Annotated in this window: 22 protein-coding genes and 1 tRNA gene; 12 read left to right on the top strand and 11 right to left on the bottom strand. The window is 69.1% G+C overall.

The genetic code is table 11. The features are described 5' to 3' along the window. Window positions 1-295 precede the first annotated feature (295 nt). A complete protein-coding gene (locus ABZ860_RS21550) occupies window positions 296-1528 on the top strand; it encodes a PLP-dependent aminotransferase family protein (protein ID WP_357222993.1) in 1233 nt (410 codons plus the stop codon). A 313-nt stretch (window positions 1529-1841) separates the two neighbouring features. Then, window positions 1842-2792: a D-alanine--D-alanine ligase gene (locus ABZ860_RS21555; RefSeq protein WP_357222669.1), complete on the top strand. Its 951-nt coding sequence runs from the start codon at window positions 1842-1844 to the stop codon at window positions 2790-2792. A gap of 620 nt (window positions 2793-3412) precedes the next feature. Here ABZ860_RS21555 and ABZ860_RS21560 read toward each other — a convergent pair. From ABZ860_RS21560 to rpmH, 8 genes are all read right to left on the bottom strand, one after another. After that, complete coding sequence (locus ABZ860_RS21560) at window positions 3413-4399, bottom strand: ParB/RepB/Spo0J family partition protein (RefSeq protein WP_357222671.1); 987 nt, start codon at window positions 4397-4399, stop codon at window positions 3413-3415. 227 nt (window positions 4400-4626) lie between these two features. Beyond that, window positions 4627-5400, bottom strand: coding sequence for a ParA family protein (locus ABZ860_RS21565; protein WP_357222673.1), 774 nt, complete (start codon window positions 5398-5400; stop codon window positions 4627-4629). Window positions 5401-5722: 322 nt separating this feature from the next. Beyond that, a complete protein-coding gene (gene rsmG, locus ABZ860_RS21570; protein ID WP_357222675.1) occupies window positions 5723-6403 on the bottom strand; it encodes a 16S rRNA (guanine(527)-N(7))-methyltransferase RsmG in 681 nt (226 codons plus the stop codon). Window positions 6404-6602: 199 nt separating this feature from the next. Further along, window positions 6603-7097, bottom strand: coding sequence for a R3H domain-containing nucleic acid-binding protein (locus tag ABZ860_RS21575; protein ID WP_030508592.1), 495 nt, complete (start codon window positions 7095-7097; stop codon window positions 6603-6605). A gap of 18 nt (window positions 7098-7115) precedes the next feature. Further along, a complete protein-coding gene (gene yidC / locus ABZ860_RS21580; protein ID WP_357222677.1) occupies window positions 7116-8066 on the bottom strand; it encodes a membrane protein insertase YidC in 951 nt (316 codons plus the stop codon). A gap of 4 nt (window positions 8067-8070) precedes the next feature. Next, the gene (yidD, locus tag ABZ860_RS21585) at window positions 8071-8385 is read right to left on the bottom strand and encodes a membrane protein insertion efficiency factor YidD (RefSeq protein WP_079314210.1); all 315 of its coding nucleotides are present in this window, start codon (window positions 8383-8385) and stop codon (window positions 8071-8073) included. Further along, window positions 8382-8759, bottom strand: a complete 378-nt coding sequence (gene rnpA / locus ABZ860_RS21590) for a ribonuclease P protein component (RefSeq protein WP_079314209.1) — start codon at window positions 8757-8759, stop codon at window positions 8382-8384. The genes yidD and rnpA overlap by 4 nt, the downstream gene beginning before the upstream one ends. Before the next feature lie 61 nt (window positions 8760-8820). Then, on the bottom strand, window positions 8821-8958 hold the full coding sequence (rpmH, locus tag ABZ860_RS21595; protein WP_015772801.1) for a 50S ribosomal protein L34: 138 nt from the start codon (window positions 8956-8958) through the stop codon (window positions 8821-8823). A 435-nt stretch (window positions 8959-9393) separates the two neighbouring features. On the opposite strand from rpmH, the gene dnaA reads away from it, so the two are divergent. The 10 genes from dnaA to ABZ860_RS21645 all read left to right on the top strand — a co-directional run bounded on the left by dnaA (window position 9394) and on the right by ABZ860_RS21645 (window position 23309). After that, a complete protein-coding gene (gene dnaA, locus ABZ860_RS21600) occupies window positions 9394-11046 on the top strand; it encodes a chromosomal replication initiator protein DnaA (protein ID WP_357222680.1) in 1653 nt (550 codons plus the stop codon). Between the two features lie 525 nt (window positions 11047-11571). Continuing rightward, the gene (gene dnaN, locus ABZ860_RS21605; RefSeq protein WP_357222682.1) at window positions 11572-12711 is read left to right on the top strand and encodes a DNA polymerase III subunit beta; all 1140 of its coding nucleotides are present in this window, start codon (window positions 11572-11574) and stop codon (window positions 12709-12711) included. 104 nt (window positions 12712-12815) lie between these two features. Further along, window positions 12816-13760, top strand: coding sequence for a phosphogluconate dehydrogenase (NAD(+)-dependent, decarboxylating) (gene gnd / locus ABZ860_RS21610; RefSeq protein ID WP_357222996.1), 945 nt, complete (start codon window positions 12816-12818; stop codon window positions 13758-13760). 228 nt (window positions 13761-13988) lie between these two features. After that, the gene (gene recF / locus ABZ860_RS21615) at window positions 13989-15176 is read left to right on the top strand and encodes a DNA replication/repair protein RecF (RefSeq protein WP_357222683.1); all 1188 of its coding nucleotides are present in this window, start codon (window positions 13989-13991) and stop codon (window positions 15174-15176) included. After that, entirely contained in the window at window positions 15166-15699 is a 534-nt protein-coding gene (locus ABZ860_RS21620) for a DciA family protein (RefSeq protein WP_357222685.1), read from the top strand. Before recF ends, ABZ860_RS21620 begins: the two co-directional genes overlap by 11 nt. Before the next feature lie 366 nt (window positions 15700-16065). Next, window positions 16066-18012 (top strand): DNA topoisomerase (ATP-hydrolyzing) subunit B, encoded by a 1947-nt coding sequence (gene gyrB, locus ABZ860_RS21625; protein WP_357222687.1) that lies wholly within the window; start codon window positions 16066-16068, stop codon window positions 18010-18012. Window positions 18013-18040: 28 nt separating this feature from the next. Further along, complete coding sequence (gyrA, locus tag ABZ860_RS21630) at window positions 18041-20542, top strand: DNA gyrase subunit A (protein WP_357222689.1); 2502 nt, start codon at window positions 18041-18043, stop codon at window positions 20540-20542. A 217-nt stretch (window positions 20543-20759) separates the two neighbouring features. After that, complete coding sequence (locus tag ABZ860_RS21635) at window positions 20760-21458, top strand: DUF3566 domain-containing protein (RefSeq protein WP_357222691.1); 699 nt, start codon at window positions 20760-20762, stop codon at window positions 21456-21458. Window positions 21459-21611: 153 nt separating this feature from the next. Next, window positions 21612-21688 (top strand) — tRNA-Ile (locus tag ABZ860_RS21640). A gap of 589 nt (window positions 21689-22277) precedes the next feature. Further along, window positions 22278-23309: a M48 family metallopeptidase gene (locus ABZ860_RS21645; protein WP_357222693.1), complete on the top strand. Its 1032-nt coding sequence runs from the start codon at window positions 22278-22280 to the stop codon at window positions 23307-23309. Window positions 23310-23525: 216 nt separating this feature from the next. Here ABZ860_RS21645 and ABZ860_RS21650 read toward each other — a convergent pair whose 3' ends face one another. The 3 genes from ABZ860_RS21650 to ABZ860_RS21660 form a co-directional block, all read right to left on the bottom strand. Beyond that, window positions 23526-24794, bottom strand: coding sequence for a S8 family serine peptidase (locus ABZ860_RS21650; RefSeq protein WP_357222695.1), 1269 nt, complete (start codon window positions 24792-24794; stop codon window positions 23526-23528). Continuing rightward, window positions 24788-25435, bottom strand: a complete 648-nt coding sequence (locus ABZ860_RS21655) for a hypothetical protein (protein WP_357222697.1) — start codon at window positions 25433-25435, stop codon at window positions 24788-24790. The genes ABZ860_RS21650 and ABZ860_RS21655 overlap by 7 nt, the downstream gene beginning before the upstream one ends. Window positions 25436-25681: 246 nt before the next feature. Further along, a complete protein-coding gene (locus tag ABZ860_RS21660; protein ID WP_357222699.1) occupies window positions 25682-25927 on the bottom strand; it encodes a hypothetical protein in 246 nt (81 codons plus the stop codon). Window positions 25928-26092 lie beyond the last annotated feature (165 nt).

Consider the following 26092-nt stretch of genomic DNA (forward strand, 5'->3'; position numbering starts at 1 on the left):
AGCTCGCATCGTAACTCAGCGGAAGGGCAGGAGCGGGTGCGCCACAACGGTCGCCGACGACCATTAAAGGGGTTGGCCGGACCGAAACAGTGGTGCGGGAATGCAAGAAAAGGGGCCCTTGATGGTCAATACCCTGTTGTGATCGGAGTGGCGCGTTACCGTACTCTGGATTTCTCGGCTACGTGATCGGAGGTGGACCGTGGCACAACAAGAGCTTGATCACGGTCGGACGAACGCGACCCATGGGTCGCGCATTGACGCCTACGTCGACAGGTACGCCGCCCGCGCCGCCGGGATGGTCGCCTCCGAGATCCGAGCTCTCTTCGCCGTCGCGTCGAGGCCCGAGGTGGTCTCGCTCGCCGGCGGCATGCCGTACGTGAACGCGCTTCCCCTCGACCTCGTCAGCGAACTCGTCGCCGACCTGGTCACCTCGCGCGGTTCCGTGGCCCTGCAGTACGGCTCCGGGCAGGGCGACCCCGCCCTGCGCGAGCAGATCTGCGAGGTCATGCGCATGGAGGGCATCGAGGCGAACGCGGACGACGTGGTCGTCACGGTGGGCTCGCAGCAGGCGCTCGACCTGATCACCAGGATCTTCATCGACCCCGGCGACGTCGTGCTCGCCGAGGGACCCTCGTACGTCGGGGCGCTCGGCACGTTCAGCGCCTACCAGGCCAAGGTCGTGCACATCGCGATGGACGACCAGGGCCTCATCCCCGAGGCCCTCGCGCAGACCATCTACGCGCTCCAGGCGGCCGGCAACCGGATCAAGTTCCTCTACACGATCCCCAACTTCCAAAACCCCGCCGGCGTGACGCTGAACGAGGTGCGCCGCCGCCAGGTGCTGGAGATCTGCCGCCGCGCCGGCGTCCTCGTGGTGGAGGACAACCCCTACGGCCTGCTCGGGTTCGACGCGGAACCGATGCGGGCGCTGCGGGCCGACGACCCCGAGGGCGTGGTCTATCTCGGCTCGTTCTCCAAGACCCTCGCCCCCGGCTTCCGCGTCGGCTGGGCCCTCGCCCCGCACGCCGTACGCGACAAGCTGGTCCTGGCCATGGAGTCGGCGGTGCTGTCGCACTCGTCCTTCACCCAGCTCGCCGTGGGCCAGTATCTCGCCACCCAGCCGTGGCGCGAGCAGATCAAGTCGTTCCGCGAGCTGTACCGCGAGCGGCGTGACGCGCTCCTGGGCGCGCTCGACGTGCTCATGCCGCCCGGCTGCACATGGACCCGCCCCGCAGGCGGGTTCTTCGTCTGGATGACGCTCCCCGAGGGACTCAACTCCAAGGCGATCCTCCCCCGTGCGGTCGCCGAGCGGGTCGCGTTCGTGCCGGGCACCGGCTTCTACTCCGATGGCGGCGGCACGCGGAACATGCGTCTGTCGTTCTGCTACCCCGAGCCCGACCGCATCAAGGAGGGCGTGCGCCGCCTGGCGGGCGTGATCGAGCAGGAGCTCAGGCTGCGGGACACGTTCGGCACGGGCTCCACACCGGGGCACGCCGGCGTCGACACCCCCGGCCCGGATCTCGCCTAGACACGGTACGGCCGCTGCCCCCAGGTGACGGAGGAGCCGCCCATGGCACCGCTCATGGGCGGCTCCGGCGCAAGTACGACCTTGTCTGAGACGTGACGCGGCGACGCGGCGACGCGGGCGGGGCACTAGCCTGTTCAGGCTGGCCGTACTGACTTCTCGAGGCGAGAAAGGCCCTCTTCGTGAGCGAGCGAACGATGACCCAAGGATCGCCCCCCGCGCGTCCGTGGAGGGGGACGCGACCCGGGCCAGGCGAGACCGATCACCGCTGGACCGAAACCGGTGCCGCGGCGGAGCGCATCGGCGGTGAGGCGCCATGAGCGATCTGGGCCACGTGCTCATCCTCGCGGGAGGGCTCTCCTACGAGCGTGAGGTCTCCATCCGGTCGGGACGCCGCGTCGCGGAGGTGCTGCGGGCCGCCGGCGTGGACGTGGAGACGCGCGACGCCGACGCCACCTTCGTGCCCGCCGTGCTGGCGGACCCGCCGGAGGCGGTCTTCGTCACCCTGCACGGCGGCGCCGGAGAGGACGGCGCCATCCGCTCGGTGCTCGAACTTCTCGACGTGCCCTATGTCGGTGCGACGCCGGACGCCTGCCGGGTCGCCTTCGACAAGCCCACGGCGAAGGCGGTCGTCCGTTCCTGGGGGCTGAACACGCCCGACTCTGTGGCGCTGCCCAAGGAGACGTTCCACGACCTCGGCGCCACGGCCGTGCTCGCCCGCATCATCGACCGGCTCGGTCTGCCGCTCTTCGTCAAGCCCTCGCGCGGCGGTTCCGCGCTGGGCGCCTCCATGGTGCGTACGGCGGAGGAGTTGCCGGCTGCCATGGTCGGTTGCTTCGCCTACGGCGACACCGCGCTCATCGAGCGGTACGTCCAGGGCGTGGAGGTCGCGGTCTCCGTGGTGGATCTCGGCGACGGACCCATCGCTCTGCCGCCGGTGGAGATCGTGCCCGACCACGGCGTGTACGACTACGCGGCCCGGTACACGGCCGGGCAGACGGAGTTCTTCGCGCCGGCCCGCCTCTCCCCCGAGGCCACTGAGGCTTGTGCGGGCATGGCGGTCGCCGCCCACACCGCGCTCGGCCTGCGAGACATCTCCCGCACCGACCTCATCGTCGACGCCGACGGCAAGCCGTACTTCCTTGAAGTGAACGTGGCGCCCGGCATGACGGAGACCTCTCTGCTGCCGATGGCGGCGGAGGCGGCGGGCCGGGACCTCGGCACCCTGTGCAAGGGACTCCTGGAGCTTGCCGCCACCCGGGGCTGATCCCGCCTCCGTTTCACGTGAAACACTCCCCTCCAGGCTCGCCTGGAGGGGGCGGCTCCAATCCGGGAAGATATCTCCGGGCGGCGAGGACCTCGTATCAGTGGCCGGTGACGGCGCGCGCGCTCTCTACAGGCAGGCACAGCGGCCCGGAGCGCGTTGCTGTGGGGTCTGCGCGAACCTTGGTGTCTGAGAATGCGGCGTTCACAGACCTTGGCCGGGCGCGGGCCACTCCGCCGGAAAGAGCCTTCGATCCTCGCGAAGCCCGCTCCGCTCCGCCTACGAAACTTCCTTGCAGGCCCGGAGTTCCCCGGGACCCGGTCTAAGCCTCCGGCCCTCTCCCCCGCCCGCCTCCGCTCTGTCCGGCCTTCCGGGGCGGCTGGCAGGCAAGCGCGTGAGCGTCAGGAGCACTCGCGCTGGGCGGCCGAGGAACAAGACGAGTGCATAGTCCGGCATAGGAACGGCCGACGGCGCTCATGGGACCACCGTCGAGCGAGCCGGATGCGAAGCCGGCGCGGAGAGGCGACACATCGACCCCGCCAGCTCCGAACGAGGAGGCCCTGGGCGCGATGTTTCACGTGAAACCTGCGGCAGGTCCCGTGTGCTACCGCAGGCTCTTACGGTCACTCCGTCGTGATGCCCCTGCTCCGCATCGCGTGGGCAGCCTCGGGCGCCATCGTGTCGATGATGCGCTCCAGGTCGTCGATCGTGGAGAACTCGACCACGATGCGCCCCTTCCGGCTGCCGAGGTCGACCTTCACCTTCGTCTCGAAGTGGTCTGAGAGCCGATCCGCCAGGTCGCGCAGCGCCGGAGCGGTCGGCTTCTTCGCCCGGGGCTTGCGTGGAGCCGGCCCCGCGGTCGCCTCGCCCAGAGCCACGATCTCCTCGACGGTCCGGACCGACAGCCCCTCGGCCACGATCCGCGTCGCCAGCCGCTCCTGGGCGGCGGGGTCGCTCAGCGTCAGCAGCGCCCGCGCGTGCCCGGCGCTGATGACTCCGGCCGCCACTCGGCGCTGCACCTCGGGCGGAAGGTTCAGCAATCGCAGGGTGTTGCTGATGTGCGAGCGCGACCGTCCGACCTTCCTCGCGAGCACCTCGTGGGTGGCCCCGAAGTCGTCCAGAAGCTGCTGGTAGGCGGCCGCCTCCTCCAGCGCGTTCAGCTGCTCCCGCTGAAGGTTCTCGATCAGCGCCTCACGGAGCATCTCGTCGTCCTGGGTGCTCCGGACGATCGCGGGGATGCGGTCAAGCCCGGCGATCTGCGAGGCGCGCCACCTCCGCTCCCCCATGATGAGCTCGAAGCGGCCGTCCTCCACGGCGCGGACGACGACCGGCTGCAGCAGGCCGACCTCCTTGATGGACGCCGCCAGCTCGTCGAGCCGCTCCTCGTCGAACACCTCCCGCGGCTGCCGCGGGTTCCGGGAGATGGAGTCGACCTCGATCTCCTGGAAGTAGGCGCCTTCCACCGGACGCAGGCCCACCACGTCCGTCCCCTGAGCGGTCGACGGCAGACCGGCAGGCGGAGCGCTCGCCGCGGACGCCGGATCGACGATCGGTCCTGTGGGGATCAGAGCCCCAAGACCCTTGCCCAGTCCCCGACGCTGCTGGCTCACCGCTGCTCCCTCATACCCGCACAGAAGGCGGTGCCCAGCGACTCGGGGTCACTGGGCACCGGCACGCACACACCAGGAGAGAGTACCGCTGCGGAGCCCCGCCATGAGTCTCCGCGCATCCAGCCGTGCACAACTCCGCCACCGGACCTCCGGCGCGTGGCCGGACGTAAGAAGCGGAGCGGGCTTCGGGAGGACCGGAGCCTCTGCCCGGAAGCGCAGTAGCTCTGTCAGGCGCCGGTGAGGGCCGCCGCCCGATAGGCGATCTCGCGAGCGGCGCCCATGTACGCCAGCGCCCCGCTGGAGCCCGGGTCGTACGTCATGACCGACTGGCCGTAGCTGGGCGCCTCGGAGACGCGGACGCTCCTGGGGATGACGGCGTCGAGCACGGTGTCGCCGAAGTGGGAGCGCACCTCCTCGGCCACCTGGGAGGCGAGGCGGGTCCGGCCGTCGTACATCGTGAGCAGGATGGTCGAGACCGACAGTGTCTGGTTCAGGTGCGCGCGCACCAGTTCCACGTTCTGCAGAAGCTGGGTGAGACCCTCCAGGGCGTAGTACTCGCACTGGATGGGGATGAGCACCTCCTGGGCCGCCGCCATGGCGTTCACGGTCAGCAGGCCCAGCGACGGCGGGCAGTCGATGAGGATGTAGTCGAACTCCATCGAGTCGAACGAGGCGAGCGCCCGCCGCAGACGGGTCTCCCTGCCGACCATCGGGACCAGCTCGATCTCCGCGCCCGCGAGGTCGAGGGTGGCGGGAGCGCAGTACAGGTTGGGCATGTCGGGGACCGGCTTCACGATCTGCGACAGCGGCATGTCGTCCACGAGGACCTGGTACACCGACGGCATCCCCGACCGGTGTTCCGTCGCCAACGCCGTGGACGCGTTGCCCTGCGGGTCGAGATCGACCACGAGAACGCGCTGATCGTGCATGGACAGCGCCGCCGCGAGGTTGACGGCCGTGGTGGTCTTTCCCACGCCGCCCTTCTGGTTGGCCACCGTCATCACGCGACACCGGGAAGGCCGGGGCCAGGCCCCCTCGTCGCGCGTCGAGTAACCGACGGAAGACGCAGCCGCCTGCGGGGGCGTGGCGGCTGTTTCACGTGAAACCACAGAACTCAGTGCCTCTCGTACCAGCGGCGAATCGCCAGGGCTAAGGGGGGTCTGGGACACGGTCGTCGTCCTTTCGACCGGCGAGACAGGGGGACGAGGCCAGCCCACCCCGGAGGACCGGCCTGCTGTCGCGATCTCCCAGCGTAGGGGGAGCCGAGTCTCCGGCCAACCCAGACCCGCTGTCACACCGCCTGATCCGGCATCCGCCACCGGCTCACCTCTTTCGTCGCCTCCGCGTGTCCGTTCGCGGAGACCGTCCGGCGACGACGCGAACGAGGGTCGCGGGCGGCTCGACCTTACCGCGCCCCACTGTGATCAACTCGACATGCCTGGCGCCGAACGACTCCAGCTGGGGGCGGGCCGCGTCCAGTTCCTCCTGTGCCCGCTCCCCCTTCATCGCCAGCAACTCCCCGCCCTCGTGCAGCAGCGGCATCGACCACGACAGCAGGCGGTCGAGCGGCGCGACCGCCCGCGCCGTCGCCACGTCGAAGACGCGCTTGTGGGCGAGCTCCTCGGCCCGCCCGCGCAGCACCTCCACGTTGTCGAGCTTGAGCACCTCGACACACTCGGACAGGAACACGGTGCGGCGGAGCAGCGGCTCCAGCAGCGTCACCGTCACGTCGGGGCGGACGATCGCGAGCACGAGGCCGGGCAGGCCCGCGCCCGAGCCGATGTCGACCAGAGACGAGTCCGGCGGGATCGCCTCCTCCACGACCGCGCAGTTCAGCAGGTGCCGGTCCCAGATGCGGGGCACCTCGCGCGGCCCCAGCAGTCCTCGCACCACGCCCGGCCCGGCGAGCAACTCGGCGAACACCCGGGCCCGCTCCAACGCCTCACCGGTGAAAATCTCCCGGGCCACCGGGGGCGCCTCGGGCAGCTCGTTGCTCTCCGTCATCACTCACTCATCCAGGAACGCTCTTGGCCAAGGGTAACCGTCCTTTCCCCTCGGCGACGGCCGGCCGTACATCCGGCGACCGCCGGCGGTGCGGATCCGGCCGAAGAGGCAGGGCGAGGAATGGACGTACAGGACGGAAAAGCCGCCGGTCCCGGATGTGGGACCGGCGGCTTCCCCGCGTCGGAACTGTGAAAAGCGGTCAGGCGGGCAGGACCACCACGAAGCGGCGGGGCTCCTCGCCCTCGGACTCGCTGCGCAGGCCGGCCGCGGCGACCGCGTCATGAACGATCTTGCGCTCGAACGGCGTCATCGGCTTGAGCGCCTTCGGCTCGCCGGTGCGCTTGACGTCGTCGGCCGCCGCGGCGCCCACCTTGGTGAGCTCGGCGCGGCGCCGCTCCCGGTAACCGCCCACGTCGAGCATGAGCCGCGAACGCTCCCCCGTCTGACGGTGCACGGCCAGGCGCGTCAACTCCTGCAGCGCCTCCAGCACCTCCCCGCCGGGACCCACGAGCTCGTCACCCTTGATGCCCACGATCGAGACCACGGCCCGGTCGCCCTCGACGTCCATGTCGATGTCGCCGTCCAGGTCGGCGATGTCGAGCAGGCCCTCCAGGTAGTCCGCCGCGATCTCGCCCTCCTGTTCCAGGGCTTCGATGTCGGGAGCAGGCTTGAGGGTCTCCTCAGCTTCGGTCACGTCCGGACTCTCCTTCTCCTACGACTTCTTGCTGCCGGTGCGCTTGCTGCGAGGCTGGCGCGTCGGCTGCTGACGGACGATCTTGGGGGCGGGTTCGGGCTCAGGCTGCGCCGGCGCCTTGGGCTTTCCCACCAGCTTGGTGAAGATGCCGTTCGTCGGCTCGGGAGTGGTGACGTTGCCCTTCTCGTCCACAACCGGCATGGGATGACGGCTGTAGAACCAGTGCTGCTGGCCGAGTGTCCACAGGTTGGTGGTCACCCAGTACAGGATCAGACCGAGCTGGAAGTTCAGGCTGAAGACGGCGAACAGCGGCGAGATGTACATGAGGATCTTCTGCTGCTGCGCCATGGGGTTGTCCGGCATCTGCGCCATCGAGCGCTTCACGCTCTGCCGGACGGTGAGGAACGTGGTGCACGAGCTGATGGCGACGAAGCAGGCGAGAACGATCTTCGTCATCAGCGGCTGGGCGCCGAGACTCCTGATGACCTCGGAGCTGTCGAAGAACTTCGCCGCCAGCGGCGCGCCGATGACGTGCGCGGCGCGCGCGCTGTTCACCAGCTCCTTGGTCATGCCGAAAACGGCCCGGTCCTCGGCGATGGCCCGCAGCACGGTGAACATCGAGATGAAGATCGGGAACTGCGCGACGATCGGGAGGCAGCCCCCGAGCGGGTTGGCGCCCCCCTCCTGGTACAGCCGCATGACCTCCTGGTTCATGCGCTGCTTGTCGTTCTTGTACTTCTTGCGCAGCTCCTGGACCTTGGGCGCCAGCTCCTGCATCTTGCGCGACGAGCGCATCTGCTTCATGAAGAGCGGGAAGATCAGCAGACGCATCAGCACGGTCAGCGTGATGATGGTCAGCGCCCAGTTGAGACCGCTGCTGGAGGGGATGAAAGTGCTGTACCCGGCGTGGATCTGGGTGATCACCCAGGCCACCGCCGTGTACAGCCAGTTCAGGAATGGCAGCTCCACCGAGCTAGCTCCCTTGCGTTTCGTCGTGAGACCGGACTCGGCGTGGGGGCACCGGGTCGAAACCTCCGGGATGGAACGGGTGACACCGTCCGATACGCCTGACGGTCAGCCAGACCCCGCGCGCCGCTCCATGAACGGCGACGGCTTCCAGACCGTAGGCACTGCAGGACGGCTCGAACCGGCACCTCGGCCCCAGCATCGGGCTGATGAAGGCGCGGTAGAACCGGATGATCGCGAGCAGCACGCGGGCGACCGGCCCGGTCGCGGGCCGATCGGCCTCCCCGGGCACCACGGCCGGGGTCGGTTGCTGCGCTGTCATGACCGTCCATCCGTCGGGGTCCGGGAATCGGACCCGCGCCGCCGGAGTAAACGACTCAGCGCGACGTCGAGTTCGGCGGCCAGGTGCTCGCTGCGCGCGGACGCGGCCGGTGGATTGGCGCGTACCACCAGAAGGCTACCTCTCGGCAACAGTGGCAGGCGGCTCCGCACGAGGTGTCTCAACCTGCGCCTGACCTGGTTCCGCACCACGGCGCCACCGACCGCTTTGCTCACGACGAAGCCGACCAGCGGTGGCTCGTCGGCGTCACGCAGGTTCAGGTGTGCGACCAGGGTGGGACGCCCGGCGCGCCGCCCACGGCGAATCGCGTCGGCGAACTCGTCACCCCGCCGCATGCGGGACGCGGACGGCAGCACCGGGCCTTCCTCGACGTATGGCCGCCCGCTCCGCTCGACACGGGCGGGCGGCGTCTGATCGTCAGACCGTCAGCTCGGCGCGGCCCTTGCGGCGGCGCGCGGCCAGGATGGCGCGGCCGGCCCGGGTGCGCATGCGCAGCCGGAAGCCGTGGGTCTTCGCGCGGCGACGGTTGTTCGGCTGGTAAGTACGCTTGCTCACGGGTGGGCTCCAGGCTTCAGGCACGTCCGCGGCGTTCCGCGGGCGCGGTACATTCCATGGTCACGGCTCGTCATATGCGCGGGCATGCGAAATAGCCGTCGCGTGATTAGCCGACCGGGACACGTTACGGGCCCACCGTACGTCAGGTCAAACCGGCACCCGTGACGGCAAGCGAGTACGGCGAGCGACCATGGCCCGTTAGGCTGTGGACAACGCCTTGAACGCAGGTTGCGCACACCGCTACCGTCGGCCGTCCGGCCCTTCCCCCCACCAGCGTGAATGTGCCCGGGGAGGATGCACGGGCTGTGCACATCATGTGGATCATATGTGGATGGCAGCCGGACGAGGGCCGGTGCGGCGAGGCGTACAGGACCGGGAAACGACACGGATCGCGGCGGGCGAGCGGGGCCGCGCAACGAGAGGAGGGGCCGAGCCATGGAAGGCGTCGATCTCAACGCTGTATGGGCTCGGGCGCTCAGGACCCTGCTCGACGAGGGCGTCTCGGGGCAGCAGCGCGCGTTCCTCCAGATGACGCAGCCCTCCGGCCTCATCAACGACACGATTCTCCTGGCGGCCCCCAACGATTTCGCCAAGGAGGTCATCGAGGTACGGCTGCGCCCGTTGATCGTGCATGCGCTGTCGCAGGAGCTCGGCCGGCCCGTGCGGATCGCCGTGATGGTCGATCCCGGCGCCGGCCTGCCCGCCGCCTCGGACCCCGCCGTGGCGCCGCCGGCCGACCATCGTCCACAGGCGCCGTCCACAGATTATCCACAGCCTCGCCCCCAGGCCCCGCGCTTCCCGTTAAGTGAGGACGGCCCGATCCGGCGCGACGCCGAGCCGCACTATCCACAGAGCCAGCAGTATCCGCAGCCTCCGCAGCACATGTCCCCGCCGGACCATCCGCAGCGGCCCGGCGGCTACTCCCCCGAGCCGCCCGCCGCGCCGAAGCCCGAGCCGGTGCCGGGCCCCGTGTCCGGTCCCGTGCCCGGCCCTGTTCCCGGCGCCGGGCAGAACCGCTGGGACTCCCGCGGCGGCCGCACCTCAGGCGAGCCGGCCCGGCTGAACGCCAAGTACACGTTCGAGACGTTCGTCATCGGCGCCAGCAACCGCTTCGCGCACGCCGCCGCCGTCGCGGTCGCCGAGGCCCCCGCCAAGGCGTACAACCCGCTGTTCATCTACGGCGACTCCGGGCTGGGCAAGACCCACCTGCTGCACGCGATCGGCCACTACGCGCAGAGCCTGTACGACGGCGCCCGGGTGCGGTACGTGAGCTCCGAGGAGTTCACCAACGACTTCATCAACTCCATCCGCGACCACAAGGCCGACGGGTTCCGCTCCCGTTTCCGGGCTGTGGACATCCTCCTCGTGGACGACATCCAGTTCCTCGAGGGCAAGGAGCAGACGCAGGAGGAGTTCTTCCACACCTTCAACACTCTCCACAACGCCAGCAAGCAGATCGTCATCTCCAGCGACCGGGCGCCCAAGCAGCTCGTGACGCTGGAGGACCGGCTGCGCAACCGGTTCGAGTGGGGGCTGATCACCGACGTCCAGCCGCCCGAGCTGGAGACCCGCATCGCGATCCTGCGCAAGAAGGCGATCCAGGAGGGCCTGGCCGCGCCGCCCGACGTGCTGGAGTACATCGCCAGCCGCATCGCGACCAACATCCGCGAGCTCGAGGGCGCGCTCATCCGGGTCACGGCGTTCGCCAGCCTCAACCGGCAGTCTGTGGACATCCAGCTCGCCGAGATCGTCCTCAAGGACCTCATCAGCGAGGACGCGAGCCCGGAGATCACCATCTCCCTCATCATGTCCACAACCGCCGAGTACTTCGGTGTATCGCTCGACGACCTGTGTGGAAGCTCACGCTCGCGCGCCCTGGTCACCGCCCGCCAGATCGCCATGTACCTGGCCCGCGAGCTGACCGACCTGTCCCTGCCGAAGATCGGCCAGCAGTTCGGCGGGCGCGACCACACCACAGTGATGCACGCGGAGCGTAAGATCCGGTCGCTCATGGCCGAGCGGCGCTCGATGTACAACCAGGTCAACGAGCTGACGACACGGATCAAGCAGCGCGCACGCAACGCTTAGTACACAGCTGTGGATAACTCTGTGGATCAAAAATGCCGGCCCTCGGCGGCGGCTCCGTGCGTTACCCCCACCCTCTCCGGCCCGCCAACGCGCCGTCCCCACTTGGGGAAAAGTTTGGGGAGAACCTGGGGATGGTTTGGGGAATACCCGTGGACGAGCTGGGGATGCCCTGTGCGTACTCGTCACACACAGCTCAGCTGTCCCTTTTACCCCGTGGACAACCGGTGGAAACCTCGTGGATTACTCGTGGACAGAGGGGCGCTCGCCTGGGGAACGGCTGTGGGGACAGCGGGACCACCCACAGTCCACAGGGGGTCCGTCCACGGTTCCCCCACACGGGCAGTGGATGAATCAGCTCCGCTGAGCTGCGAAAATGCTCGACATCCACATATCCACACTTCCTATTAGGACGACTTGTATCTCTCTCCCTAAGGAACTCAAGAACCATAGAAGGGGTTCTGGAGGCACACAGGTGCGGGAGAGTGAAGACTTGACGAAGCAGCGACACCCAGGAGGCTGATCCACGTGATGTTCCGGATCGATCGCGACGTGCTCGCCGAGGCCGTCGCGTGGACGGCACGGAGCCTTCCGGCCCGTCCCTCGGTGCCGGTGCTCGCCGGCATGCGGCTGGAGGTGACCGACGACCAGCGGCTGAAGCTCTCCGGCTTCGACTACGAGGTCTCCGCCGAGGTGACCCTCGACCTGCAGACCGGTGAGCCGGGCGTAGTGCTCGTCTCGGGCAAGCTCCTCGCCGAGATCACCCGCGCGCTCCCCGCACAGCCCGTCGAACTGGTTGTGGACGGCGCCAAGGCCGTCGTCACCTGTGGCAGCGCCCGGTTCACACTTCTCACCATGCCTGTGGAGGACTACCCCTCCCTGCCGGCCATGCCTCCCGCCGCCGGACGGGTCGGCAGCGACGTGTTCGCCTCCGCCGTCGGCCAGGTGGCCGTCGCAGCGGGCAAGGACGACACCCTCCCGATGCTCACCGGCGTACGGATGGAGATCGAGGGCGACACCGTGACCCTCGCCGCCACCGACCGCTACCGTCTCGCCGTACGCGAGCTGAAGTGGCAGCCCGAGCAGCCGGACTTCCAGGCCGTGGCGATGATCCCCGGCCGTACGCTGGCGGACACCGCCAAGGCGCTGGGCGGCACCGGCGCCGAGGTCGAGATCGCGCTGAGCCGGGCCGGCGGCACCGGCGAGGGCATGATCGGGTTCTCCAGCTCCGGACGGCGGACGACGACCCGGCTGCTCGACCCCGAGTTCCCGAAGTACCGCTCCCTGCTGCCCACCGAGTTCTCCGCGCGCGCGGATCTGTCCACAGCCTCGTTCGTGGAGGCCGTCAAGCGCGTCGCGCTCGTCGCCGAGCGCAACACCCCCGTACGGCTGGCCTTCCGCGGCGGAGAGGTCGTCCTGGAGGCCGGGAGCGGCGACGAGGCGCAGGCCGTGGAGGCGCTGCCGGTCGAGTTCGACGGCGACGAGATCAACATCGCCTTCAACCACCAGTTCCTGCTGGAGGGCCTGGGGGCGATCGACTCCGACGTCGCGCGGCTCCAGTTCACCACGCCGACCAAGCCCGCCATCCTCACCGGGGGCAAGCCTGTGGACGACGGGGGAAGCGAGGACTACCGCTACCTCATCATGCCCATCCGCCTGTCCAGCTGACGCGGCCCGAACACCCCGGGCGTACGATCTCCTGCGGGCATGGACCCCTGATGCATGGGTACGCGTGCCTCGGTGGACGACGCAGAGGTTGAGGGGTGGCTCAGATGCAGATCGGCATGATCGGGCTCGGCAAGATGGGCGGGAACATGGCCGAGCGGCTGCGGCGCGGCGGCCACGAGGTCGTCGGCTACGACCGCGATCCCTCCATCAGCGACGTCGGCAGCCTCAAGGACCTCGTCGAGAGGCTTCAGGCGCCGCGCGCGGTCTGGGTCATGGTTCCCGCCGGGGCGCCGACGCGGAGCACGGTCGAGCAGCTGCGCGACCTGCTGTCGGACGGTGACATCGTCATCGACGGCGGCAACTCGCACTATCTGGACGACCAGCGGCACGCGGCCGAACTCGGCACCCGCGGCATCGGCTTCGTCGACGTGGGCGTCAGCGGCGGCGTCTGGGGCCTGGAGTACGGCTACGCCCTGATGACCGGCGGCGAGGAGGAGCACGTCCGCCGGCTCATGCCGATCTTCGAGACGCTCAAGCCCGAGGGCGAGGACGGCTTCGTCCACGCGGGCAGCGTGGGCGCGGGCCACTTCGCGAAGATGGTCCACAACGGCATCGAGTACGGCATGATGCAGGCCTTCGCCGAGGGCTGGGAGCTGCTCGAGGCCAGCGACGTCGTCACCAACGTCCCGGAGACGTTCAAGAGCTGGCGGCACGGCACGGTCATCCGGTCCTGGCTGCTCGACCTGCTGGTGCGGGCGCTGGAGGAGGACCCCGACCTCACCGAGCTCAAGGGCTACGCGGAGGACTCCGGCGAGGGCCGGTGGACGGTCCAGGCCGCCGTGGACCACGCCGTGCCCCTGCCGGCCATCACGGCCGCGCTGTACGCCCGCTTCGCCTCGCGCCAGGCCGATTCCCCGGCGATGAAGATGGTCGCGGCGCTGCGCAACCAGTTCGGCGGCCACGCGGTCGCCTCGGTCGAGGGCCAGACCGGCAAGGGCGCCGACGCCCCGGGCGCCGACGTCACCCCGCCGGTGGAGGCCGAGGGCTGACGCGCGGCCGGACCTCGGCGTCCCCACGCGGCTTCCCGTTCGTCCACAAGGGTGTGGATGCCGGGGTTCGTCCGGGGTGATGCGGCCTGACCGCGGGCCGGCGGCGTCGATCATCCACAGGCTGTGGACGAACACCCCGCTCTCGCCCGCTTCTCCACAACGCGCCGTTTCTCCACAGCGCGTCGTGGCCGGGACACGAAGGCCGGGCACCGGCACTAGCCTGGCGGGGTGCACGTGGCGAGCCTGTCCCTCACCGACTTCCGGTCCTATCCGGAGGTCGAACTCGTGCTGGAGCCGGGGGCGACGGCGTTCGTCGGGCCGAACGGGCAGGGCAAGACCAACCTGGTCGAGGCGCTCGGCTACATCGCGACCCATTCGAGCCACCGCGTGGCCACCGACGCGCCGCTCGTACGGCACGGCGCGCAGCGGGCGATCGTGCGCGCGGCCGTGGTCAGGGACGACCGCCGTGCGCTGATCGAGATCGAGATCAACCCGGGCCGGGCCAACCGGGCCAGGGTGAACCGCTCGCCCGTCCCCCGGCCGCGCGACGCCCTCGGGCTGCTGCGGACCGTGCTGTTCGCCCCGGAGGACCTCGCACTGGTCAAGGGCGACCCCTCCGAGCGCCGCCGTTTCCTGGACGACCTGCTCGTCGCCCGCGTTCCCAGGTTGGCGGGCGTGCGTGCCGACTACGAGCGCGTGCTCAAGCAGCGCAACGCGCTCCTGCGTACGGCCGCGGCGACGCGGGCGGGACGGCGGCGCGGCGGCCGCAGGCAGGAGGACGACGCGGCCTTCGCCGCCGCCGGGGCGGGAGACGTCCTGAGCACGCTCGAGGTCTGGGACTCCCACCTGGTGCGCCACGGTGCGGAACTGCTGGCGGCACGGCTGGCCCTGGTGGACGCGCTGCGTCCGCTCGCGGCGAAGGCGTACGCCACTCTCGCCCCGTCGTCGGGACTCGCCGATCTCGAATACCGGCCGTCGGGGTTATCCACAGATATCCCCACCCTGGGGACAAACCGGGAACTACTGGCCGAGCACCTGCGGGCGGGTCTCGCGGAGGCGCGCCAGGCGGAGCTCGAACGCGGCGTGACCCTCGTCGGCCCGCACCGCGACGACCTGCTGCTGCGGCTGGGCGAGCTGCCGGCCCGGGGCTACGCGAGCCACGGCGAGTCGTGGTCGTTCGCCCTCGCGTTGCGGCTGGCCGCCTATGACCTGCTGCGGGCCGACGGCGGCGACCCCGTGCTGATCCTGGACGACGTCTTCGCCGAGCTGGACGGTCAGCGCCGCAGGCGGCTCACCGAGATCGTCGCCCCGGCCGAGCAGGTGCTCATCACGGCGGCGGTGCCGGACGACGTGCCGCCCGAGCTGGCCGGCGCCCGGTTCGACGTGATGGAAGGGAGCGTGACCCGTGTCCGATGAGATATCCACAGGCGGTGGACAGTCCCCGCAGGGCTCGGCCGCGCGGGGCGCCGCGCTGGCACGGGAGAAGCTGGCCCAGGCGAAGGCCGACGCGCTGAAGCGGGGGCAGCTCCCGCGCACCGAGCCGCGCCGCCGCTCCGGCTCGGGCGCCCCGCGGCGTGACTCCGGCGACCCGCTGCCGTTCGGCCGCGCGATCCGCGACCTGCTCGCGGCCCGGGGATGGGAACAGCCGGTCGCGGTGGGCGGGGTGTTCGGCCGCTGGGCGGAGATCGTCGGCCCCGAACTGGCGGCCCACACCAGGCCGGAGAGCTTCGAGGACGGTGAGGTGATGGTCGCCGCCGACTCGACCGCCTGGGCGACCCAGGTCCGGCTGCTCGCGTCCACCCTGGTCAGGCGGCTGAACGAGGAGCTCGGCGACGGCACCGTGACCCGCGTCAAGGTGCACGGCCCCGGCGTGGGGCACCGCCCGGAGGGCGGCCTGCGCGTACGCGGAAGCCGTGGGCCGGGCGACACGTACGGCTGAGCGCGCCGCGGCGAGCGCCGTCCGGGGCCCGCACCGGCGCCCGGCGATCCGAGAACCGACCCGAGGAGAGCCCGAACCGGCCCAAAATCGCGTCTGAGGCTCCGACCCCCATTCCGTGTGGGGGGTGCTCAGAAACATGATCATCAAGCGACAGGGCATCACAGCCCCCGTGAATGCCACTTGATGTCCATCGGACCGGTAGAATGTAAACGGACTCAAGGACACGTCCGGTTTGCGTCACCCCGGTCCCATGGGCCGATTTCCCTGGGTGCGCGCATCGGGGCACTCACGACGGTGACGGGCACGGCAGGGGCAGCCAATCCACGGTGCCGCCCGCCGCGTGTCCGCGGCAGGAGGATTTCGCACTTGTCCTACGACGCTAGCTCTATCACCGTTCTCGAAGGGCTGGAAGCGGTCCGCAAGCGCCCCGGCATGTACATCGGTTCCACCGGTGAGCGCGGGCTGCATCATCTCGTCTACGAGATCGTCGACAACGCGGTCGACGAGGCCCTGGCCGGCTACAACGACCTGATCGAGGTCACCCTGCTCGCCGACGGCGGCGTGCGCGTGATGGACCACGGACGCGGTATTCCCGTGGGCATCGTCGCCGCCGAGGGCAGGCCCGCCGTCGAGGTCGTCTTCACCGTGCTGCACGCCGGCGGCAAGTTCGACAGCAAGTCGTACGCCGTCTCGGGCGGCCTGCACGGCGTGGGCGCCTCGGTCGTCAACGCGCTGTCGACGCGCCTGGAGGTCGAGGTCCGCACCGACGGCCACGTGTGGCGGCAGAAGTACGTGATGGCCAAGCCGACGGCCTCGCTGGAGAAGGGCGAGCCGACCGACGAGCACGGCACGACGATCAGCTTCTGGCCCGACCCGGACATCTTCGAGACGACCGCCTGGAACTTCGAGACGCTGGCGCGCCGATTCCAGGAGATGGCCTTCCTCAACAAGGGCCTGAAGATCACGCTGACCGACGAGCGGCCCGACCACATCATCGACGGCACGGCCAAGGTGGTCACCTACCACTACGAGGGCGGCCTGTCCGACTTCGTCACCCATCTGAACTCGAAGAAGGACCCGATCCACAACTCGGTCATCGACTTCGAGGAGCACGGCGACGGCATCTCGGTCGAGATCGCCATGCAGTGGAACGCCTCCTACAGCGAGTCGGTCTACACGTTCGCCAACACGATCAACACGGCCGAGGGCGGCACCCACGAGGAGGGCTTTCGCGCGGCGCTGACCAGCATCGTCAACCGCTACGCGCGCGAGCAGAAGTTCCTCAAGGAGGGCAAGGACGACAACCTCAGCGGCGACGACGTCCGCGAGGGCCTGGCCGCGATCATCTCGGTGAAGCTGGCCGACCCGCAGTTCGAGGGCCAGACCAAGACCAAGCTCGGCAACACCGAGGCGAAGTCGTTCGTCCAGAAGGCCTGCAACGACCACCTGCGCGACTGGTTCGAGCGCAACCCGGGCGAGGCCAAGGAGATCATCAACAAGTCGCTCCAGGCGTCCCGCGCCCGCATCGCGGCCCGGCAGGCCCGCGACCTCACCCGGCGCAAGTCGCTGCTGGAGAGCGGCAGCGGCCTGCCCGGCAAGCTGGCCGACTGCCAGTGGTCGGAGCCGGAGAAGTGCGAGCTGTTCATCGTCGAGGGCGACTCGGCCGGCGGCTCGGCCAAGGGCGGGCGCGATCCCAAGTTCCAGGCGATCCTCCCGCTTCGCGGCAAGATCCTGAACGTCGAGAAGGCCCGGATCGACAAGGTCCTCAAGAACAACGAGGTCCAGGCGCTCATCACGGCTCTCGGCACCGGCGTCCACGACGAGTTCGACATCTCGAAGCTGCGTTACCACAAGCTGATCCTGATGGCCGACGCCGACGTGGACGGCCAGCACATCACCACGCTGCTGCTCACGCTGCTGTTCCGCTTCATGCGCCCGCTGATCGAGGCCGGGCACGTCTACCTGTCCCAGCCGCCGCTCTACAAGATCAAGTGGGACCGCAAGGGCGAGGACGCGTCGTACGCGTACTCCGACCGGGAGCGGGACGCGATCATCGAGGACGGCGTCGCCCGCGGCCGGCGCGACCCCCGGCTCCACGACGGCGTGCAGCGGTTCAAGGGTCTGGGCGAGATGAACGCCGCCCAGCTGTGGGACACCACGATGAACCCCGACACCCGGGTCCTGCGCCAGGTCACCCTCGACGACGCCGCCCAGGCCGACGACCTGTTCAGCGTGCTGATGGGCGAGGACGTCGAGGCCCGCAGGAACTTCATCATCACCAACGCCCGCGACGTCCGGTTCCTCGACGTCTGAGCAGCGCGGCCGACCAGAAGGACTTTTCGTGACGGAAGTGAACACGCCGCCTGGGCCCCCCGCCGATCGCATCGAGCCGGTCGACATCCAGGCCGAGATGCAGCGCAGCTACATGGACTACGCGATGTCCGTCATCGTGTCCCGCGCGCTGCCCGACGTCCGCGACGGCCTCAAGCCCGTGCACCGCCGCGTGCTGTACGCGATGTTCGACGGCGGCTACCGGCCCGACCGCGGCTACTTCAAGTGCTCCCGCATCGTCGGTGACGTCATGGGCTCCTACCACCCCCACGGCGACACGTCGATCTACGACACCGTCGTACGGCTCGCGCAGCCGTGGTCGCTGCGCTACCCGCTCGTCGACGGCCAGGGCAACTTCGGCTCGCCGGGCAACGACCCGGCCGCCGCGATGCGGTACACCGAGTGCCGCCTCGCGCCGATCGCCATGGAGATGCTCCGGGACATCGACAAGGAGACCGTCGACTTCCAGCCCAACTACGACGGGCGGTCACAGGAGCCGGTCGTCCTTCCGTCGCGGTTCCCCAACCTGCTGGTCAACGGGTCCGCCGGCATCGCGGTCGGCATGGCCACGAACATCCCGCCGCACAACCTGCGGGAGGTCGGCGAGGCCGTCAAGTGGGCGCTCGACAACCCCGAGGCCACCGACGAGGAGCTGCTCAACGGGCTGCTCGCGCGGGTCAAGGGCCCCGACTTCCCGACCGGCGCGCTGATCGTCGGCCGCCGCGGGATCGAGGACGCCTACCGCACCGGCCGCGGCTCGATCATCATGCGGGCCGTCGTCGAGGTCGAGGAGGACCCCAAGGGCCGGCAGTGCCTGGTCGTCACGGCCCTGCCGTACCAGGTGAACCCGGACAACCTCGCGCTCACGATCGCCGAGCTGGTCAGGGACGGCAAGGTCACCGGCATCGCGGACGTCCGCGACGAGACGTCCTCGCGCACCGGCCAGCGGCTCGTGATCGTGCTCAAGCGCGACGCGGTCGCCAAGGTCGTGCTGAACAACCTCTACAAGCACACCCAGCTCCAGACCACGTTCGGCGCGAACATGATCGCGCTGGTGGACGGCGTGCCGCGGACGCTGCGGCTCGACCAGTTCGTCCGGCACTACATCACGCACCAGATCGAGGTCGTGGTCCGGCGCACCCGGTTCCTGCTGCGCAAGGCGGAGGAGCGGGCGCACATCCTGCGCGGTCTGCTCAAGGCGCTCGACCGGCTCGACGACGTCATCGCCCTGATCAGGCGGTCGCCGTCGGCGGCCGAGGCGCAGGGCGGCCTGATGACGCTGCTGGACATCGACCAGGTCCAGGCGCAGGCCATCCTGGACATGCAGCTGCGCAAGCTGGCCGCGCTGGAACGGCAGCAGATCCAGGACGAGTACGACGGCCTGATGGCGCAGATCGCCGACTACCAGGACATCCTGGCCTCCGAGCCCCGGCAGCGCCGGCTCGTGTCGGACGAGCTCGGGGAGATCGTCGCGAGGTACGGCGACGAGCGCAAGACCGAGATCACCGCGTACGAGGGCGACATGTCCATCGAGGACCTGATCGCCGAGGAGGACGTGGTCGTCACGATCACGCGCGGTGGCTACGCCAAGCGGACGAGCACCGACCTCTACCGGGCGCAGCGGCGTGGCGGCAAGGGGGTCAGGGGCGCGCAGCTCCGCCAGGACGACATCGTGGAGCACTTCTTCGTCACCACGACGCACCACTGGCTGCTGGCCTTCACCAACAAGGGCCGGGTCTACCGCTTCAAGGCGTACGAGCTGCCGGACTCGGGGCGGGACGCCCGCGGCCAGCACCTGGCGAACCTGCTCGCCATGCAGCCCGATGAGCACGTGATGGAGATCCTCGACCTGCGGGACTACAACGTCGCGCCCTACCTGGTGCTGGCGACCCGCAGCGGTCTGGTGAAGAAGACGCGGCTTTCCGAATACGATTCGCCGCGATCCGGTGGCCTGATCGCGATCAATCTGCGCGAAGATGACGAGGTGATCGCCGCCCGTCTCGTCTCCGAGGGTGATGACCTGCTGCTCGTGTCCAAGAACGCGCAGTCGATCAGGTTCACCGCCTCGGACGAGGCGCTGCGCCCGATGGGCCGCGCGACCAGCGGTGTGATCGGCATGCGCTTCATCGACGGTGACGAACTTCTCGCGATGAACGTCATGAGCGACGGCGATGACGTGTTGATCGCGACCGAGGGTGGGTATGCGAAGCGGACACCCGCCGACCAGTACCCGGTCCAGGGCCGGGGCGGCAAGGGCGTACTGACGGCCAAGATCGTCAGCGCTCGTGGCAAGCTGGTCGGAGCCGTCATGGTGCGTCCCGAGGACGAGGTCTTCGCGATCACTTCTGCCGGCGGGGTGATCCGTACCAGCGCCGGCGAGATCAAGCAGTCGGGCCGCCAGACCATGGGCGTCCGCCTGATGAACCTGGCCGAGGGTGACAGCGTTGTGGCCCTCGCTCGCAACGCCGAGTCGTTGGAGACCGAGGAGAACGGGGCAGGAGGCGAGGCATGAGCGAGCGTAGCGGGCGAATCGCTGAGCACAGCGCGATTCGCGGATGCGCACCCGAGCCGTCAGACGAGGGCGTGGCATGAGTGACACCGGCGGGCCGCGTACACCCGGCGGCAAGCAGAGACCCACGGGCGCCCGCCCGGCGTCGTCTTCGAACGGCGTTACCGCGCGGACGCACGATGGCGGTAGCGTCGCCAAGGTGGCTTCCGAAGGAGATGACGTGACCGCCGCCGACAAGGCGAAGGCCGACGACACCATGCGCATCCGGACCTCGGCCGGCGACCAGCCATGGAAGCGGCAGGCGGCCACGGACGGCGCGTCCGAGAACGGCAAATCCGACGGCGGCGGGGCGACCGCGCAGTATCCCCGGCCCACCGGCCTCGGTGCGTCCACACCCCCTGTGGACAACGCCCGCCCGTCTGTGGACAACGGTCGGCCCTCGGCGGACGGCGGCTCCGTACGTGGCCTGAGCTTCGGCCCGGCCGCAGACCGCCCCGAGTCCTCCAAGAAGGACAAGGACAAGAAGCTCGGCGTGCGCCCGCCGCGCAAGGCCCACCTGGTCCTGCGCAGGATCGAGCCGTGGTCGGCGATGAAGTTCAGCTTCGTCGTGTCGCTGGTGTGCTTCGTCGTGCTGTTCGTGGCCGTCGCCGTGCTGTACGGCGTGCTGTCGGCGCTCGGCGTCTTCTCCTCGATCACCGACACCGTCAACCAGCTCACCAGCGGCGCCGGTGGTGCCGGGGCCGGCACCATCGACATCGCGAGCTGGTTCGAGCCGGTCCGCATCCTCGGGTACGCGGCTCTGCTGGGCGCGCTGAACGTCGTGCTCATCACCGCGCTGTCCACCCTCGGCGCCGTGATCTACAACATCTCCGCGGATCTCGTGGGCGGTGTCGAGGTCACCTTCAGCGAAGCCGAGTGACCATCGGTACGGCAGGCCGCCCACACGAGCGGCCCGCCGTACGGATGCGCCTCGATGGCACGACCAGGGGCCCGGACACGGTAAGCTTTTCCTCGTTCGGAACGACGGATTCGCCACCGGAAACGGGATGCGGTAACCTTCGTTGCGCGGTGCGGGGCTATAGCTCAGTCGGTTAGAGCGCTTCCCTGATAAGGAAGAGGTCCCAGGTTCAAGTCCTGGTAGCCCCACCACGAAGTACCAGCTCAGAGGCCAGTTCCCGTGATGCGGGACCTGGCCTCTTGATCGTTTGTTAGCCATTCGTTAGTGGGCCAGCCCTGACCAGGTGACAGAGATCAGTCCACATCGACAGCATGCAGGTTCGACCTGGACGATCATTCCCGGTTGCTTGAACACGGAAGATCTGCGGCCACTGCCGCCTCAGGTCCAGTTCGGCACCAGTCCGCTGCTTGAGAATCGGGGTGAGTTCAGGAACCTGGTGTCGCACGATCTACGGCGCGTACCCAAATTCGTCCCGCTACACGTTCCTTCTTCGGCAAGATCTGCGTCATGACGTCCCCGTCCGACAGCATCTGTCCCTCGTGCTCCGCCCCCGTCTCGACGGACCCCCGGTTCAGCGCCTGGTGCCCGGCATGTGACTGGAACGTCGACCCGCTGGCGGAGACGGCTGCCACGCCCATCCGGCGAAGGCGTCGATGGCAGGACAGACGCCGCGCTGCCGACCGGGCGGCCGTCGAACGGCTGTACGCCGAGGTCAGCAGTGCGCGTGAGCCGGCCCACGGGCGGGACCGAGCGGGGGCCGCCGCTATGGTCATCGCAGGTGTGGTGCACCTGGGCACCGTGGTTCTCGTAGCCGGATCGATATGGCTCGTGATCAACGGGATATTCCTGGCCCGGGTTCTTGGCGTGCTGGGGCTGGTCGTCGCCTTCTCTCTGCGGCCGAGGCTGGGGAGATTTCGGCGGGATGAGTGGTCGCTGAGCCGGGCCGAGGCACCTCGTCTTTACGGTCTCGCCGATCGGGTCGCCGCTGAGCTGGGGGTGGGGCCCGCCGACATGATCCGCGTGACCCCGGATTACAACGCGACTTTCGGCAGGGTTGGGCTGCGCCGGCGTACCGTTCTCACGATCGGCCTGGCGTTGTGGGAGGTGCTGAGCCCGCAGGAGCGGGTCGCCTTGCTGGGGCACGAGTTCGGGCATTCCCGCAACGGCGACAGCCGTCGCAGTCTGTGGCTGCACTCGGCCTCCGCAGCTCTCGAGCAGTGGTACGAGGTCACCCATCCCAGCAGGATCGTCAGTGCGGGCTCGGACCTCCTCTCGACACTCGCCTCCGTCACCGCCGCGGCGCTGCTGTTCATCCCGCACAAGGTCACCAGCCTGGTCCTCTTGTCGCTGCACCGTCTCACGCTGCGCAGCGGGCAGCGAGCCGAGTACCTGGCCGACGACCTCGCCGCGCGGGTGGCCTCGTCGGCGGCGACCAGATCGATGCTGGAAGCCCTGGCCCTGCACGAGAGCGTCGAAACCCTGCTCCAGCGTCAGACCGCCCTGCATCAGAAGGGAGGGTTCTACCGCGCGCTGAATCAGGAGAGCGACGTCGACCTCTGGCAGGAACTGCGGGATTACATCGCTTCGGTCCCCCAGACCGAGCGGCTGCGCCGGCTGCGGGTCTCGGCCCTGCGTATGTCGTCCATCGACACGACTCATCCGCCCACGCATCTTCGGATCGCGATGATGGATACACGTAAACCGCGAGAGGCGGCGATCATCATGGACGAGGCTGACATCGACGCCATATCGGCCGAACTCTCGGCGGCGCGTCATCAGGCGGCTCGGGCCGTACTCACTCTCCGCCATTGAGAAGTGGTCGAAGTGTTCCCCCTCTCCTCCTGGAGACAGTGCTTGCTGTCCTGAGCTCATCTCATAGGCCGGCACGTCCAATGTCGGCATGCGGGGTATGTATTGATCACCCAGCTGTCGGGGGTGCCGGGCGTGTGATGCCGAATTCGGGCAGCGCCGTCGTCCAATCTGGTGATCATGTGGACCGTACTGGAGAGCGCTGTCGCACCTCACAAGTCACTCAGGGCGGTGGTTCATCCCGCCGGATTCGGCTACCGCGGGCGGTGTCCCGAGGGAGCGGTCCGTCAGCGGACCACCTGGGACGGTGCTTTCCAAGCGTTCCCTGCGCCTACGGACCATGGACACGGCAGCGATGACAAGAGAGATCGCGAGCAGGAGGAATCCGGCGCTGGAGATGGAGCCGTAGCGGATCAGCTTGGTTTCGTCCCACTGTACGGCCTTGATCGGAGAGTCCGGCAGGCCGCCGAAGCGGGTCGTGGACCGTACCGCGTACTTGCTCGGCGGGGCCGAGCCGGGAAGCCGGTTCAACCGGGCGGCCTGCCTGAGTGCTTCGACCGGGTTGAGGATGCCGTTGCCGACGGTCGCGTCGTATCCACCTCTGGGCCGGTGTCGTACTGACACGGTGAGGGCTTGAGCCACCCACGCGGGTGAGAGCTTGGGGTACTTCTCTTTGATGAGGGCCGCGGTGCCGACCACCCATGCCGCGGCGGTGGGCGGTCCGTAGATGTACCACCGGCTCTGGTTGCCGTCGCCTGTGACGTTCAGCCGTGTCCCCGGCGCCGACAGCAGCACGGTGGAGTTGCGGGCCGACATCTTGGTGAGCGGTCGTCCCTTCTCGTCGGTGGCGCCGACACCGATGACGCCCGGGAGGGCGACCGGATAGGACAGCGACTCGGGCGGGGTCGGCTTCCCCTCATAGGTGACCAGCCGCGAGGCCTCGGCCACGATGACGACGTTCTTGCGCAGGGCGTAGTCGACGGCCTGCGCCAGTTTGGCGGTGTTGGCCGCGGCTCCGCGCCCTTCTTCGATGAAGACGACCTTGGCCCCGTGATCTGTCGCGTAGCGGAGGCCGGTGGCCACCTTGTCCAGCGCGTCGGTCTGGAGGAACTTCTTGTACGCGGCCGTTGACGAGGGCCGTACCCGGACGGAAAGGATCGTCGCGGCGGGAGCGATGCCCTTGATCGGCCGGCCAGCGATCGTGCCTGTTCCTGCGATCGCCGAGGCCAGCAGGGTGCCGACGCGCTGGTCCGGCTCGGTTCTTTTGACCAGGTCCGGAGCGATCTTCAGGCGGCCGGAGAGTTCGTGGAGCCCCGGGTCCACGCCGTCGGACAGGATCGCGATTGTGACGCCCTTGCCAGTGGCGAGGCGGTGGGCGGCCTGTAAATCCCTGGCAAGCTGTCCCAACACGTCGTCGTCGGCGGCCGAGGCCGGCGCGGCGGGCAGGAGCATGGCCGCGACCAGCAGGGAGAGCGTGCGTTTCAGCATGTGACGACCCCCTTGACCGTGCATGGATCCACATAGGTCTGCAGCCGTCCGCCCACCTGCGCGGCGATCTGGTCACCGAACATGAACAGCTGGGGCCGGTCCAGCCTGACCTTGGGCCGGCCGTCGGCGTATCCCCCGCTGACGAAGATCAGATAGTTGGCGTAGTTCGTCATGAAGAACCGCTGCCGAGCGGCGTCGCGGAACCGGGCCGACAGCGTGCCGGGGAAGGCCACGGCACGTACACCCCGGCTCGCACTGTTCCCCCACACGACTCGGGATACCTTCCACACCGACGCCTCGTCCGGAAAGACGGCGACGCCTACCGTGGTCACCAGCGTCTGAGTCTTGTCCAGGTAGGTGGCGCGCAGCACGGTCGTGCAGCCGTCGGCCACGGCCACCTTCGCGATCACCGCGTCCAGGGCCTTGCTGCAGGACGCCTGCGGAGCGATCCCGACACGGACGGCCAGTTCCTTCGTCCCACCCGAGCCAGAGTCGACGGTGGCCGGGAAGATCTCGCCCGCCGACCTGGTGCGCCACCGCAGCGCGATCTCCTGCACCGACACGGCGTGCAGCTCTGAGTCGGTCGGGGGCCGGTCGAGCTCCCGCTTGAGCTCGATGGCGCCGTACGCCCCAGAGCTCAAACCCACGACGGCCGTAAGGCCCAGGGCCGGCCAAAGCCACCGTGATCTCCTCGCGCGAGGCGGACCCTCAGGCGGTCCGAAAGAGAGGGTTTCCTGCACGGACGGCGAGACTAGCGATCATCTTTCGGCGGCACCAGTCTGCGGTTGTGGGCAGCCACGGTGCATGGTCGACAATCGCGGGCGGCGTTGTGCCGCACTTGCGGACGCAGCTGCCATGGCACGGCCGGTTCCCGCTGACACTTCAGCTCAAAAGCTGCTTATCCGCGTCGTTGTATAAGGAGCGAGCCGTGCTCCGACGACGTGCGTGAAGTTGACCACGTAGGTGAAGCTGCTCGGCTCCCCCTCGTGGGAGACGTGGAGTGGCACCACGCTGCCCTGCTCCATCCACGTGACCAGGTCCTCAGTCGCGGGCATCGTGTCGTGCACGCGGAGGATCAGTTCTTTTTCCTTCCCAACGCTCAGTAAGTAGAGCAGCCCGGCGGGAGCGTTCATGGCCGAATCTCCTCCTGATGAAGACAGTGGCGGTCCAGGGACATCCCCGGGTAGCGGCCGGATAGTCGGTGTATCGCTCGCCCGCCGTCCGGGCGTGCGGGCCTGGAGGCCGGTCCCGGCCGGCGGCAGCTCGCTCTGCCCGCCGTACCCGAGCGTTCCCCTGCG

The sequence above is a fragment of the Microbispora sp. NPDC046973 genome (assembly GCF_040644495.1).
Taxonomy (GTDB): Bacteria; Actinomycetota; Actinomycetes; order Streptosporangiales; family Streptosporangiaceae; genus Microbispora.

Coding starts and splice junctions, on each gene's coding strand:
- ABZ860_RS21660 (WP_357222699.1), bottom strand. CDS start 25,927: ATGAACGCTCCCGCCGGGCTGCTCTACTTACTGAGCGTTGGGAAGGAA.
- dnaA (WP_357222680.1), top strand. CDS start 9,394: ATGGAAGGCGTCGATCTCAACGCTGTATGGGCTCGGGCGCTCAGGACC.
- ABZ860_RS21565 (WP_357222673.1), bottom strand. CDS start 5,400: ATGACGGTGGCCAACCAGAAGGGCGGCGTGGGAAAGACCACCACGGCC.
- rsmG (WP_357222675.1), bottom strand. CDS start 6,403: ATGACGGAGAGCAACGAGCTGCCCGAGGCGCCCCCGGTGGCCCGGGAG.
- ABZ860_RS21555 (WP_357222669.1), top strand. CDS start 1,842: ATGAGCGATCTGGGCCACGTGCTCATCCTCGCGGGAGGGCTCTCCTAC.
- gnd (WP_357222996.1), top strand. CDS start 12,816: ATGCAGATCGGCATGATCGGGCTCGGCAAGATGGGCGGGAACATGGCC.
- ABZ860_RS21650 (WP_357222695.1), bottom strand. CDS start 24,794: ATGCTGAAACGCACGCTCTCCCTGCTGGTCGCGGCCATGCTCCTGCCC.
- ABZ860_RS21550 (WP_357222993.1), top strand. CDS start 296: ATGGTCGCCTCCGAGATCCGAGCTCTCTTCGCCGTCGCGTCGAGGCCC.
- yidD (WP_079314210.1), bottom strand. CDS start 8,385: ATGACAGCGCAGCAACCGACCCCGGCCGTGGTGCCCGGGGAGGCCGAT.